This is a genomic window from Xanthocytophaga flava (assembly GCF_030068545.1).
GTDB classification, from domain to species: domain Bacteria; phylum Bacteroidota; class Bacteroidia; order Cytophagales; family 172606-1; genus Xanthocytophaga; species Xanthocytophaga flava.
Map to the genome: position 1 here is coordinate 63424 of NZ_JASJOR010000004.1, position 13526 is coordinate 76949.

11 protein-coding genes are annotated in these 13526 nt (G+C 39.7%); 8 read left to right on the top strand and 3 right to left on the bottom strand.

Annotation, left to right across the window (positions count from 1 at the left end):
- Positions 1-491: 491 nt before the first annotated feature.
- The 7 genes from QNI15_RS07515 to QNI15_RS07545 all read left to right on the top strand — a co-directional run bounded on the left by QNI15_RS07515 (position 492) and on the right by QNI15_RS07545 (position 7941).
- Positions 492-2339: a vWA domain-containing protein gene (locus tag QNI15_RS07515; protein WP_314031206.1), complete on the top strand. Its 1848-nt coding sequence runs from the start codon at positions 492-494 to the stop codon at positions 2337-2339.
- Between the two features lie 161 nt (positions 2340-2500).
- The gene (locus QNI15_RS07520; RefSeq protein WP_314031207.1) at positions 2501-4324 is read left to right on the top strand and encodes a sensor histidine kinase; all 1824 of its coding nucleotides are present in this window, start codon (positions 2501-2503) and stop codon (positions 4322-4324) included.
- Between the two features lie 58 nt (positions 4325-4382).
- Positions 4383-4736, top strand: a complete 354-nt coding sequence (locus QNI15_RS07525) for a hypothetical protein (RefSeq protein ID WP_313996341.1) — start codon at positions 4383-4385, stop codon at positions 4734-4736.
- Positions 4737-4940: 204 nt separating this feature from the next.
- Positions 4941-6248 (top strand): threonine synthase, encoded by a 1308-nt coding sequence (gene thrC, locus QNI15_RS07530; protein WP_314031208.1) that lies wholly within the window; start codon positions 4941-4943, stop codon positions 6246-6248.
- 96 nt (positions 6249-6344) lie between these two features.
- Positions 6345-7145, top strand: coding sequence for a pyrroline-5-carboxylate reductase (proC, locus tag QNI15_RS07535; protein ID WP_313996347.1), 801 nt, complete (start codon positions 6345-6347; stop codon positions 7143-7145).
- Between the two features lie 39 nt (positions 7146-7184).
- Positions 7185-7370, top strand: coding sequence for a hypothetical protein (locus tag QNI15_RS07540; RefSeq protein WP_313976321.1), 186 nt, complete (start codon positions 7185-7187; stop codon positions 7368-7370).
- A 97-nt stretch (positions 7371-7467) separates the two neighbouring features.
- Positions 7468-7941, top strand: coding sequence for a c-type cytochrome (locus QNI15_RS07545; RefSeq protein WP_314031209.1), 474 nt, complete (start codon positions 7468-7470; stop codon positions 7939-7941).
- 81 nt (positions 7942-8022) lie between these two features.
- Here QNI15_RS07545 and cysK read toward each other — a convergent pair whose 3' ends face one another.
- Positions 8023-8940: a cysteine synthase A gene (cysK, locus tag QNI15_RS07550; protein WP_313976317.1), complete on the bottom strand. Its 918-nt coding sequence runs from the start codon at positions 8938-8940 to the stop codon at positions 8023-8025.
- A 479-nt stretch (positions 8941-9419) separates the two neighbouring features.
- On the opposite strand from cysK, the gene QNI15_RS07555 reads away from it, so the two are divergent.
- Positions 9420-10241 carry a hypothetical protein gene (locus tag QNI15_RS07555; protein ID WP_313996358.1) on the top strand — a complete coding sequence of 274 codons (822 nt, stop codon included), beginning with the start codon at positions 9420-9422 and terminating at the stop codon, positions 10239-10241.
- A gap of 90 nt (positions 10242-10331) precedes the next feature.
- On the opposite strand, the gene QNI15_RS07560 is transcribed toward QNI15_RS07555, so the two are convergent.
- Positions 10332-12071 carry a hypothetical protein gene (locus tag QNI15_RS07560; protein ID WP_313996361.1) on the bottom strand — a complete coding sequence of 580 codons (1740 nt, stop codon included), beginning with the start codon at positions 12069-12071 and terminating at the stop codon, positions 10332-10334.
- A gap of 180 nt (positions 12072-12251) precedes the next feature.
- The gene (locus QNI15_RS07565) at positions 12252-13433 is read right to left on the bottom strand and encodes a class I SAM-dependent rRNA methyltransferase (protein ID WP_313996364.1); all 1182 of its coding nucleotides are present in this window, start codon (positions 13431-13433) and stop codon (positions 12252-12254) included.
- Positions 13434-13526 lie beyond the last annotated feature (93 nt).

Below are 13526 nucleotides of genomic sequence, written 5' to 3' on the forward strand. Positions count from 1 at the left end.
CATATTTAACCTGTCACATTAAAAGGAAAAAAGCATGCCTGTATAAATATCCTCTCCTATAGTTTCATTCTGCAAGTGCAGACAAGTCTTATGTTGATGCGTAACTCTGTAAATCAGCATTCTATCATACATGCTGTATATTTCTTAAAATCATGTAAGTAAAAAACTGTTTTACTTGCTGTATAGGTTTGCTGCTTTTCAAAAAATATCCTTTATCTCTACCAATTATTCGTATTTTATTTATCAATGAAATATCTTTTTTTTCTAACTTTAGCTGCACACACTTACATAGTCTGACAATAACGCTTAGTATCAATGTAACTAAACTCCCAAACTTTCTTCTTTCATCGGCTTTTGTGTGACTTGCATTTTTATATTACCTCGCTATTGGTAATAAAGCCTGGCAGGAATTAACTAATTGAACAATATTTAGTATTGTTAAGATCAAAGATAGTATTACCAGCTAACCTCAATCTATTATACCCAATCTTATGCTCAAACCCAGCTACAGTTTTTCTCAAACCATTTTACCGGAAGGCATTAGCCAGCCCACTGACTTGCTCATCCGTTTTCAATCTGATCTGCCACAGGCAGCACGCCGCAATCTAAATCTTTCACTGGTTATAGATCGGTCAGGATCTATGGCTGGTGCTCCTTTGCAACATGCTCTCAAAGCCGCTGAAGCAGTTGTCAACAAACTAGAACCCGGCGATATTATTTCCATCGTGGTATATGACGACAATGTAAATACCATTTTTGGACCGCAGCCAGTCACAGACAAAGAAGCGGTTAAAACGCTGATTCATAAAGTACGTGCTGGCGGTATCACCAATCTGTCTGGCGGCTGGTTACAAGGCTGCGAACACGTAAAGGCTAATTACGATCCTCAGAAAGTAAACCGTGTTCTGCTTCTTACAGACGGGCATGCCAATATGGGTATTACTGATCCCAAAAGTTTGATGGCAACAGCCGGCAAGAAAGCATCAGAAGGTATTACTACCACCACTCTTGGTTTTGGACGGGGATTCAATGAGGATTTACTTATAGGGATGGCTCAGGCGGCTACAGGTAATTTCTACTTTATTCAGAGTATTGATGAGGCTTCAGATGTATTTACCTTTGAGCTGGACAGCTTAAAATCGGTTGTAGCACAAAATCTTTCTGCTACACTGGAACTAGCCTCTGAAATACAATTGTCAGATGTACTCAGTATTGCCAAAACCCAAACCTCTGCCAATGGACAAACCATTCTGACCTTAGGTGACATTTATACAGGTGAAGACAAATTACTGGGTCTAACACTTACCTTACCAGAAGCCTCCAAAGGAACATTGCCAATTGGTAAGCTAACATTTACAGCAGAAGCTGTGCAGAATGGCGCTATCCAGCAAATAAATGGACAACTAGACATTACAGCTCAGGTAGGAACTCTGGAAGAATCTGCTCTGGCTCCTTCTAGTGGTATTCTTATTGAGATAAACAGGCTGAAGATTGCCAAAGCCAAAGAATCTGCCCTGGAGCTACTGGAATCCGGACACAATGCGGATGCAGAACAGATATTACGTACATTGATTCGTGAGTTACAGGAAAAAGGCCTCCATGAGCATTTTGAAATTGCAGAAGAAATAGAGCAGCTTGAATACTTTGCCAGCAGGATGGCGCAAAAAGCACTGGGCAATGAAGGCCGTAAGGAACTACTGGATCAGTCATACCAGGCACGGAACCGTAACCGGTCAGATCTGGGTAGCCGGGGTGTATCTGCAGGAGAAGAGGTGAAGGCACTGAAAGTAGTAACCGAAGTAGGCACAGGTGTGGAACTGCAATGTGTGCGTGAAGGTGGCAAACTACGCATCAAAGTATTATCAGACGGATACGACCAGGACAAGAATGTACAGTTCCCAAGAGCCATTCGTGCAGAAAACGCCCGCTACGTAGTAGAAGGGCTCGAACTGTCCAGTGATGGTTCTTTTTATCGGGTGAAAGGAGAAATTAACCGCTATGCCAAAGCAGGTGAAGTAGATACGTTTGCTTCTGCAACACGGACACGCAAGAGTAGCAATGGCAAAGCATCTGCTGGTGCACCTACAGCTGCTGATCTGGAAACAACTGATCAGGTAGGAGATGGTGTACTGGTGCAATGTGTAAAAGATGGTAGTAAACTACGTGCACGGGTAGTATCGGACGGCTACGAATCTACCTGGAATATGCGTTTCCCTCGTTCCATTCGTGAAGAAGGAACCTTATATGTAGTAGACGAAGTAAATACCGCTCCGGATGGCAAATCGTATATTGCCTGTGGTGATATCAAGCGATTTGTACAGGCAACTGTAACAACTTAACTTCTTGTCACCAGAGAGATACGAAGTCCTTACCCTCATAGGTAGGGACTTTTTTTATACCTTATTTTACCTGATACTATTGTCGTAAATCGAAAAATGGCCTATAACTTTGCCCACAAATTACTGTAAATTAGTATTTTGCAGAAACTCCGTCCCTTTATATGAAATTTAGTATCTGGCTTATTCTGTTTTGGTATACCCTAGAAGTTGTACATGCTCAATCAACGGCCATACTAAAAGACAAAAAAGACTTCTTTGACATTAGCCCTTCCATTGAAGTGTATGAAGATATTACAACCCAACTAACTATTGATGAGGTACAAAAGAAGCGATTTATAGTAAACAAACAGAAGATTGTCAACTTTGGTGTAAGCAAATCTGTGATATGGTTACGATTCACCTTACAAAATCAAACTCCTGACAACCTTTTCCTGGAAATTTCAGAGCCAGTTATAGACAGTATCACTTTATATAAAACCGTTAATACAGCCGAACCCTATTCTGTACTTACCCGATCCGGCATTTATACCCCCTTTCTCAATCGTGTATTTCAGACCAATTTCTTTCTGTTTGACCTGAACCTACCTCCTCAGCAAACCAATACGTACTATCTGCGCGTTCAAAACTCCTTACCCTTAGTAATTCCAGTTAAAGTATCTTCTTTGCATACTTTCTTTGAATACAATCATACCAATGATCTCATTCAAGGTATGTATTTCGGACTCATGCTTGCAGTTGCGATTTTCAACTTCTATATCTCTTATCTTTTTGGCAGCCGTACCTATGTGTATTATTTTCTGTATGTGTTGTTTTTTACTGCCTTCTTTAGTTATCAAAAAGGATTGGCTCATGAATATCTCTGGCCCGATGCAGTTTGGTTTAACCGGTATACTTCCTTTTTCATAACAGGGACCTTTGTGTTTGCCATTCTATTTGTTCACGGCTTCTTGTATGTTGAATACCGGTTACCTGTTACCAGATGGATCAAATGGGCTCTATTAACTCCTGTCATAGCAGGTTTTATCCTTACCCTTACTCCTCTACGCAGTGAAGGCATTACACTATTGCATGGAGCGGCTCTTGCTATTACGATCTATCTGTTCTTTTTAGGCATTGTTATTGGCTACAAAGGATACAAACTTGGAATTTTCTTTACAGCTATCTGGTCATTACTACTTATCAGTGCTGCCATATTTGTATTACAATTATCCAATATCCTGCCCAGCAATCATATTACCCGTAATGCCATGCAGATCGGGTCTGCTCTTGAAGTGATTCTGTTATCATTTGCGATAGCGTTTCAGATTAATAAATACCGTAGAGAAAATGAAGCGGCTCAAAACGAAGTCATCAAACACCTAAAGATGAACGAGCAGATGCGAAGTCGCATTGCCCGTGACCTGCATGATGACATTGGCTCTACGCTAAGCAGTATTGCGATTCTGAGTCAGGTAGCACAGGATCGCTTACAACAACGGCCAGAATCTGTAAAGGAATTAATCGAAAAGATCAGTAGTAGCTCGCTAAAAGTACAGGATGCAATGAGTGATATTGTCTGGACTACCCGCCCGGATAAAAACTCCTTTGGAAGCATTACTTTACGTATGCAGGAGTTCACAGCACAAGTATTCGAAACTCAGGAGATTGAATATTCCTTTCATATCGACTCTACTCTCGTTAATTTTACATTTTCGCCAGAATATCAGTATGACTTTTACCTTATATTCAAAGAAGCTGTAAATAATGTTGCCAAATATGCCAAAGCACAACAAGTAACCATCAGCATTCAGCAAAGGAATGAAGAATTAATTTTAAGTGTTAGTGATAACGGAATAGGCTTTGATCTACAGAATATACACAAGGGAAACGGGCTGGATAATATGCAGCGCAGATCCAGAAATCTGGGGGGAGATCTACATATTGAAACATATCCAGCCAAAGGGACTACAATAAAGCTTATTATTCCACTTTCTCTGCCTGATTGACTTTCAATTCTGGGGTGTATCTTCTATTTTTGCGGTTCATTTCTTGCATTCAAAATCTATGTATTTACCAGAGAAAAAAGCTCCTTATAAGCAACAAAAATGGTCTTTATATAAACGCTGGCAAGTGTTTGCTCCACTTGGACTGGCCTTATGTGGCTTTGGTTTGTGTCTGGTAAGCGAGACTTCCCACATAATGCATGGTGGTGTGCCAACTACCCGTTGGGTAGTGCAAGGCACAATAAGTCTGGTTATATTCTGTTCAGGGCTTGCCTTTTTTGGAGAAGCGGTGAAGTGCAGAGCTCTCTATGAAATGCGAAGAGCATTGAAAAAACATCAAAAAAAACGATTAAAAGATTTCAAGGCCAAAGGTAAACCTAACAAATCAGGAACAAAGTCAGAGCCAAATACATAACAATAATTATGATTTGTAATTTATTTCAGGTCAAAGAACTCTATTTTTTTGCTCCACGGGATTTATTTCCTGTGGATTTTTTGTTAAAAAGGGATCTTCAAAAGAAAAGATACTATTTTTGCGGACTGATCATCAACAACACACTACAGTTTCTTTCAAAGAAATATTTATGCATTTATCCTTATTTTCTTTTGCCCATTGATCATGAACTATTTTAGTACCAACCGTCAGGTTCCTGCTACATCGTTTGCCCATGCTGTTATTGAAGGATTAGCTGCTGACAAGGGATTGTTTATGCCTGAAACAATACCTGCATTATCCCCTGACTTTTTCACAAAACTTCCTTCTCTATCTCTTCCGGAAATAGGCTTCGAAATAGCCAGAAACTTTGTTGGTGACGAAATTACCGAATCAGACTTACGCCAGATTTGTGAAGAAGCGCTGAACTTTGAAATTCCTCTGAATGAGCTTGATGCACAAACCCATATACTGGAGTTGTTTCATGGCCCTACACTGGCATTTAAGGATGTAGGAGCCCGCTTTATGTCACGTATTATGTCTCACTTACTCAAGAATGAGACCAAGAAAGTAATTGTACTGGCTGCTACTTCAGGAGATACCGGAAGTGCTGTGGCACAAGGTTTCTACCAGGTGCCTGGTGTAGAAGTAGTGGTGTTGTATCCATCTGGTAAGGTAAGTCAGGTACAGGAAGCCCAATTCTGTACACTAGGTAAAAATATTACCGCTCTGGAAGTTACCGGAACATTTGATGACTGTCAGCGCCTTGTTAAAACGGCCTTTGCAGATACGGCTCTACGGGAAAAATTATATCTGACCTCGGCCAACTCTATTAATATTGCCCGTTTACTGCCTCAAAGCTTCTATTATTTCTATGCATACCAGCAGTTTACTAAAAAATACAAAGGCCCGTTTGTATTTTCTATTCCCAGTGGCAACTATGGTAACCTGACCGCTGGTTTATTTGCATGGAAAATGGGCTTGCCTATTCATCACTTTGTGGCAGCATCTAATGCGAACGATACAGTACCTGTATATCTTGAAACGGCACACTATACTGCCAAACCCTCTGTATCTACCCTTTCCAGTGCCATGGATGTAGGTGATCCAAGTAACTTTGCCCGTATGCGTGAAATTTTTGGAGATTCATGGGAAACCATGAAACAGCACATTACAGGCTTTCGATTCTCGGATGCAGAAACCCGCAAAGCCATTGAAGAAGTATATAAGACCTATAACTATCTGATAGATCCTCATGGAGCAGTGGGTTATCTGGCCTTAAAGAAATACCAGAAAGAAGTAGAAAACGTACCTGGGGTAGTATTGGCAACAGCCCATCCCGTTAAATTCTCGGAATCTGTCACAGAAGTAACAGGACAACAACCACCTGTTCCGGAATCTCTGGCAGTGTTGCTTGACAAACCGAAGAAATCGATTCCTTTGCCTGATGACTATCAGCTATTTAAGGAATTTCTGCTAAGCAAAAACAGCTAGTACCCAACAATAGAACCAGATTCCCTTCATTAACGAATCTGGTTCTGCTTAGCCATTATTTACCTCCTACTCAATCTATCTGTCCTACTTTATACCATGAATATCCTTATCATTGGTGCCGGAAACATGGGAACTACCTATGCCAAGAGTCTGCTTGCGTCCCACTTTGCCACTCCAGACCAAATGCAGTTACTGATCCGCAGTGATGCTGGCCGTACCCGACTACCTGAAATTCCGGATTATAATATCTTTCGTTCAGCAGGTGATTTCATCCGGCAGGCTGATATCATTATTGTTTCTGTAAAGCCACAGGATTATAGTACTGTAGCGCCCACTATACGTCCTTTTTTGAATCCCGAGCAAATAGTACTCTCTGTGATGGCAGGTGTAAGTATTCAAACATTACATACTTCACTGGGCATTCCCAAACTAGTACGTGCGATGCCTAATCTACCCTCTCAGATCGGAATGGGAATGACAGTATTTAGCTGTAGTCCGGAACTGGACCGTAAAGAATTATTTATCATTCAAAACCTGCTCAACACTACAGGTAAAGCTATGTATGTAGAAGATGAAGGGCTCCTTGACTCTGCAACAGCTGTTTCCGGAAGTGGCCCTGCCTACGTATACTATTTCATGAATGCCATGATTAAGGCAGGTATTGAGTTAGGCTTTACCCCAGCTCAGGCAGAACTATTGGTAAACCAAACTTTCATGGGATCAGTACACCTTCAGAACCGGAACACAATTTCCTGTGAGGACTGGATCAAAAAGGTGGCTTCCAAAGGAGGCACTACGGAAGCGGCACTAAAAGTATTTCTGGAAAACCGGGTAGAAGAAGATGTAAAGGAAGCCATTAACAGTGCATTCAAACGCTCCCAGGAACTAGGCAAATAATCTGTCGGCGCATACCAAACAATGGAATAGATTTTTATCATGAATAAGAATAAGAAGATATTTTTGATAGTGAGTGGCCTGTTTGTGCTGGCTGTTATTGGTTTTACCATTCATATATTTTCAGTTACCACACTACCAGGCCGCAAAGGCCAATTACAGGAACGGATTGAAGATCGGCTCAAAAGTGATTCGACTCAAACAGACACTCTACAACCTGTTCACTAAATAAATTCAGGTTGTTTTATACAGGCATGTTCATTATTGAAAAGAATAAATTATTTTCGCGCTAGCTAACTATACTATTACCAACCATACCTTTTTTATGGAAGAGACCATTAAAAAATTACAAATTGCCTTAGGAGTGCTATTGTTTGCATTGCTTGTGGTATTTATCACTGGAGCAGCCTTGATTATCAGCTATAAACCTGAAGCGCCAGTAGCAGCAAAACCAACACCAGGTACTCCTGGAACTGAAACAACTGCTCCTGCCCCAGCAGCATTAGATCCTGTAGCACAAAAAGGTGAATCTCTATTTAAAAATAACTGTGCAGCTTGTCATAGTGCAGGTGACGATGTAGTGGTAGGTCCGGGACTAAAAGGTATTTCCAAACGAGCACCAAGCAAAGACTGGTTATACAAGTGGATTCATAACTCTTCAGCCGTAGTTGCTTCCGGAGATGCTTATGGAAATCAGATTTTCAATAAATTCAATAAAATTCCTATGCAGTCATTTCCTGATCTGGCGAATGAAGATATTGATGCTATTTTAAAATATCTTGACGCACAAGGCGGATAATATATTTCTACCCGATGAAAAGAAAATCCTGTCAATCTCATTCTGACAGGATTTTCTTTTGAAGTTTTGTCAACAATACATTTATACAAACAAGCCTTCAATAGACAAATATCGTTCGCCAGTATCATAGCAGAACGTCAATACACGTGATCCATCCGGAATATCTGGCAACTTCTTAGCTACAGCAGCCAGAGAAGCTCCGGAAGAAATACCAATAAATATCCCTTCTTCTTTTGCAGCCCGAATTGTATAGTCAAAAGCGTCTTCTTTAGATACCTGTATTACCCCATTCAGACTTTCTTTGTGAAGGTTTTTAGGAATAAAGCCAGCTCCAATACCCTGAATAGGGTGTGGACTAGGTTGACCACCACTAATCACAGGAGAAGCAGACGGTTCAACTGCATAGGTTTTCAACTTAGGGAAATGTGTCTTCAGCACTTCATCACAACCCGTGATATGTCCTCCGGTTCCTACACCTGAAATCAGGAAGTCAATACCTTCCGGAAAGTCTTTCAATATCTCCTGAGCAGTAGTTTGCTTATGAATCTCGATGTTGGCAGGATTTTCAAACTGACTTGGCATCCACGCCTTCGGATTTGAGTTTACAATTTCCTGCGCCTTTTCGATTGCCCCTCTCATTCCTTTTTCACGAGGTGTCAATTCAAATAATGCCCCATATGCTGACATAAGTCGTCTGCGTTCAACAGACATTGATTCAGGCATAACCAGAATCAGTTTATATCCTTTTACAGCTGCTACCATTGCCAATCCTACACCTGTATTACCAGAGGTAGGCTCTACAATTACACTATCAGGCTCAAGAAGTCCACGTCGCTCAGCATCTTCTATCATGGAAAGAGCAATTCTATCTTTAATACTTCCCCCCGGATTGGAACGTTCCAACTTCATCCATACCTCCACATTCCGGTGAGCAAACAATCGATTAATGCGTACATGAGGAGTTCCGCCAATCGTTTCTAAAATGTTCTGAGCTTTCATACAAAGTTAGTTGGTTATAAGAATCTGTGTAGTTCGGGAAATTAGTATTTTCTGATCGAACCCGGTAAAAATAGTATATCTTTTTTAATTAAGACCTATGCAGCTAGTTCCGGTGTTCTCTTTATTAGATCAGTAACTAATCAAGTCTTTCAGCAAATAGCGATTCCGAAAATATATTCCGATTCAGCTATCCAATAAGGCTAATACAACTTTTGTTACTTACTGTTTATACCTGATTGTCAGCAAATCCGTTTATATAGAAGAGTAAGAAATCTATAAATCAATTTACAATATTCTTTTACGATTACTTGTCCTGACAAAAAAAGAAGAAAGAACCATTTTTCAAAAATAAGCCACACGCTTTCTAAAAAAACTTTTTCGTCTCTGGTTAAACCTTTATCTTGAAAATACTTCTAAGTAATAGGTTTACAAATTTTAAACTCCTCATTTTGTATAACACGTTAACTATTTTCCCAACTATGAGAAAGTTTCTATTTCAAATTCTGTTTGCAGCCCTTTTGGCATGCACCTTTGTAGTTACATCCTGTAAAAAGGATGATGAAGTTCAAGCGGAAGAACCGGTAGTCGAAGATAACAATACCGGATTCAATGAATCAGAAGATCTTGTGTCTATTTCAGACGACGTATTGAAGACCAATAGCAGCAGCCTCCGCCAAACAGAAACAGGACAAAACTACTATGGAGCTACTGTAACCATTACTCCCAAAGGGCAGAACGCAACAGGAACAGTTGTAGTTGATTTTGGATCAACGGGTATTAAAGGACGCGATGGAAGAACCCGAACAGGCAAGATCACTATTACCTATACAGCTATTTCTCCTATTAAAGGGGCTACCCGTGTCATCACGTTTGATAACTATTATGTAAATGGGAATAAAATAGAAGGAACTAAAACAATTACATTCAGTAATGATCCCGCTAATGGAATTTATACTGCCAATATTATCAGTTCCCTGCTCATAACTAAATCTTCTGGAAAAAGCATTACCTGGTCATGTAATCGTACCCGATCATACAACACCAATAGCAATGAGATTTCTATAACAGGTACAGCTTCTGGCACTACTCAAAACGGAGTTAGTTTTAATGCTGTAGTAACTAGCCCACTGGTATTTAAAGCATCTTGCCTGTCAACGAGTGGCTGGGTACCTGTAAGTGGTGTTCTGGAAGTAATTCCTGTCGATGTAGCCACTCGCATCGTTAATTATGGCAATGGTGATTGCGACCGCAAAGTAACCGTTACTGTTGAAGAGAAAAGTTATACAATTACTATTCGGTAATTATCTCCAACAACCTATTTAACTAAATAGATACTTATATAACAACAAAGCCTTTACTATAACCAGTAAAGGCTTTGTTGTTATATAAGCCTAATCCAAAGTAGCTTCGTTTCTTTTTGCCAGAGGTCTCTCTTTCCCGGGAGCAGAAATTAAAGATCCAATAGGCTTGTCTAATGTCTTCTTCTTATACACGTGAACAATCCTATTGTCAGACTCATAGATCAGATCGAATTCTTCCTCCAGCTCTGTCATAACATCTTTGTGCAAAGATTTATCTGTAGCATGGACACCCACCAATGTTACATAGTCGACAGGCTGTCCGATCATTTCTTCATGAAATTCAATAGAGCGTACATGCTCTTTTTCATACATTACATCATTCAGGTGGTTTAACTGTACAGGATCTGAAATCTTATCCAGATTCCAGTTCAATGGGAAATATCCAGTGCGTGCCTCATAGTTATCCAAAGAGATTCCTTTCTTTCCTAACAACAGGTAATTACTGTAATGCTTTAGCGGATAGTAATCTATTGGAAAATTACGTTCCAATGTAGAATCTATCGGATAGAAACAATACGGCAACGTAACAGCATGTGCAGGTATATGTTCCTGTGCTGTCATAATCTCATCAAAAACAGATTGTAAACGAAGAAGTTCTTTTGTACGAACAATCATCAAGCCAATAGAAATCAAAGCTACCAGCATATAGACAATTCGCTGAGTAGATAACTTCCAGGCATAAAAAGCGGCAAAAATAACTACATAGATATAAAAGAACAAACCGATGCGAGGGTGCATTCCACTTCCACCAGCAGCGCCATCCGGACCGAAAATGTAATATAACGCCAGACCTGCCAGTAAGCCAAACAATACTACATAATGCAAAATGCTCATTCGATGATACCGGATTACACATACAATGAGTAAACAAAACAACACATGATACAGAATACCCAGCAGAAGAGTCTCATCCTGTGCAAGAAACTGAAGCGGCATCAGTTGTGTTAGTTGAAATACCTGTGTAAGCTTACTGCTTGGATAGTAATAAGCAGATGCACCAATGCGCAAAACATACACTAGCAGTAAAATACCTGTAACCCCATAGATCAGTACAGACATACCAGTCTGCCGGAATAAGAACGTCCAGTCAGGCTTTGGAATCTGCAAAAGAAATACCCGCTTCCAATACCCTGTATGTGTATAATCTACAGGCTTGTTTCTCCGGAATGCATCCATAACAATCCATAGCCCCAGAAAAAGAATAGAAAAGACATAGGAAACAGGATGCGAAAAATACATACATAAAGTCAAGAATATCAATACAATAGTACGTTTAAGAGTATAATTATATTGAGTACGCAACCAATACCCTACAAATAGAAAGAAAAAGATAAGAGAGAAACAAAAATTATAAAATCCATACCAGAAAGACAGATTATAGACAAGTGGAAACGCAAATACAGATAAGAAGGTAGCCTTATAATTTATATTTCGTATCAGATAGCGAAAAGAAACAGCGAACAGAATCACGTATGTTGCCAGAAGTATCTTTTCAGCAATATAATCCGGAAAAACGAGTAGCAATGTGGTTAAGAATACATGGGAAAACCGATTTGGGTCCGGATATATATTCCATTCCAGAAACTCAACATGTATAGGAGATGTTCCCAGCAACATGTCTTTCATCAGTTCAGCATTGTACAAGTGCGCGGCTCCATCTGAAGTGGGAAAGAACTTTCCTGTAAAAAGCGGAATCAGATGGATAAGAAGTAATACACAGAAGGCAATAGTTTCGTAGGTGATAGATGTTGTCGATCTAAGCAGTTTCATAAGATTTTACAGGCAGTGGGTTGAGGCGTAAGTCCTTTTAATAATTAGGTTTACAGGCTGGTAAACATAAATATAAAAAAAATACATAAGCTTCATGTGATTCCAGAAAAATAATCACATGAAGCTCCTCAATAAGAATGTCTTATGAAACAGAAAAATTTCTTAAACTAGTTAGTAGATTTACTCAACCTGCAATACAAGCCCTTTCAAGTATTCACCTTCCGGATGAAAAATATTGACTGGATGATCCAGAGGTTGAGTTAACTGGTGTAGAATACGAACGTTCCGATGAGCATCCGCTGCAGCTGAAAAGATAATCTTGCGAAATAAATCCCGATCTATATTTTGAGAACAAGAGAACGTAAACAAGATTCCTCCTGGTTTGATCTTTTTCAATCCTTTTAGATTTAATTCTTTGTATCCCCGTGATGCATTAGGAACCGCTTTCGCATTTTTAGCAAATGCGGGAGGGTCCAGTACAATCACATCATATTCTTCCTGTGTGTTTTTCAAATACTCAAAACAATCCTCTGCAATGGCTTTATGGATTACATCCTTTCCAAAATTTAAGGTACTGTTTTCATCTGCTAATTGGACAGCATCCTTTGAAATATCTACAGAATGCACCTCAGAAGCTCCGCCTGCCAATGCATATATACTAAATCCACCTGTATAACTGAACGCATTCAGAACCTTCTTTCCCTGACTATATGTTTGCAGCAGAGCCCGATTATCCCGTTGATCAAGAAAGAAACCTGTTTTCTGACCTCTTTCAAAATCAATAGCAAATTTTACCCCATTTTCAAGGACAACTTTTGAATCCTGAAGTGTATTAGAAGTAAGAAATCCATTTTCAAGTACTACTTCCTCCCGAAAACCCGGATTATGTTTATTTTTCAGGTAAATATATTTGACGCCTATTTTTTGTAGTCCACTTATAATATGCGGAGCAATCTTTTCACTCCCCTTAATTAACAACTGCAGTACGACCAGATCATCATACAAATCAGCGATTACTCCCGGAAGAAAATCTCCTTCTGCATGCAACAACCGACAACAGTTGGTTTGGGTAGTAAGTACATACTTTTTGCGGATTTCATAGGCCGATTGAATTTTCTGATGCCAGTAATCCGGCTGACTAAAATCAATAGGTAAACTTGAAAACTCAAACAAACGACAGGAAATCTGACTCTGGGGAGAGTAAAATCCATAAGCCAGGCGATTTCCCTGGTTATCCAATACTTCCACAATATCACCATTCTCAGCCTTAGGCAGTTGCTTTACTCCTCCTGAAAATATCCAGGGATGACGATTATTGACCGACCGATCTCGGCCAGATTTTAAAACTAAACTAGGATACATACCAGCAAAGGTATTTCAAAATACTCGCTTTTAAAATTTCCTGACTTGTATAATATCTTTTGTGTTTCTCCATTGAGCAATATGTTAAAAAAT

Coding starts and splice junctions, on each gene's coding strand:
- QNI15_RS07515 (WP_314031206.1), top strand. CDS start 492: ATGCTCAAACCCAGCTACAGTTTTTCTCAAACCATTTTACCGGAAGGC.
- QNI15_RS07520 (WP_314031207.1), top strand. CDS start 2,501: ATGAAATTTAGTATCTGGCTTATTCTGTTTTGGTATACCCTAGAAGTT.
- QNI15_RS07525 (WP_313996341.1), top strand. CDS start 4,383: ATGTATTTACCAGAGAAAAAAGCTCCTTATAAGCAACAAAAATGGTCT.
- thrC (WP_314031208.1), top strand. CDS start 4,941: ATGAACTATTTTAGTACCAACCGTCAGGTTCCTGCTACATCGTTTGCC.
- proC (WP_313996347.1), top strand. CDS start 6,345: ATGAATATCCTTATCATTGGTGCCGGAAACATGGGAACTACCTATGCC.
- QNI15_RS07540 (WP_313976321.1), top strand. CDS start 7,185: ATGAATAAGAATAAGAAGATATTTTTGATAGTGAGTGGCCTGTTTGTG.
- QNI15_RS07545 (WP_314031209.1), top strand. CDS start 7,468: ATGGAAGAGACCATTAAAAAATTACAAATTGCCTTAGGAGTGCTATTG.
- cysK (WP_313976317.1), bottom strand. CDS start 8,940: ATGAAAGCTCAGAACATTTTAGAAACGATTGGCGGAACTCCTCATGTA.
- QNI15_RS07555 (WP_313996358.1), top strand. CDS start 9,420: ATGAGAAAGTTTCTATTTCAAATTCTGTTTGCAGCCCTTTTGGCATGC.
- QNI15_RS07560 (WP_313996361.1), bottom strand. CDS start 12,071: ATGAAACTGCTTAGATCGACAACATCTATCACCTACGAAACTATTGCC.
- QNI15_RS07565 (WP_313996364.1), bottom strand. CDS start 13,433: ATGTATCCTAGTTTAGTTTTAAAATCTGGCCGAGATCGGTCGGTCAAT.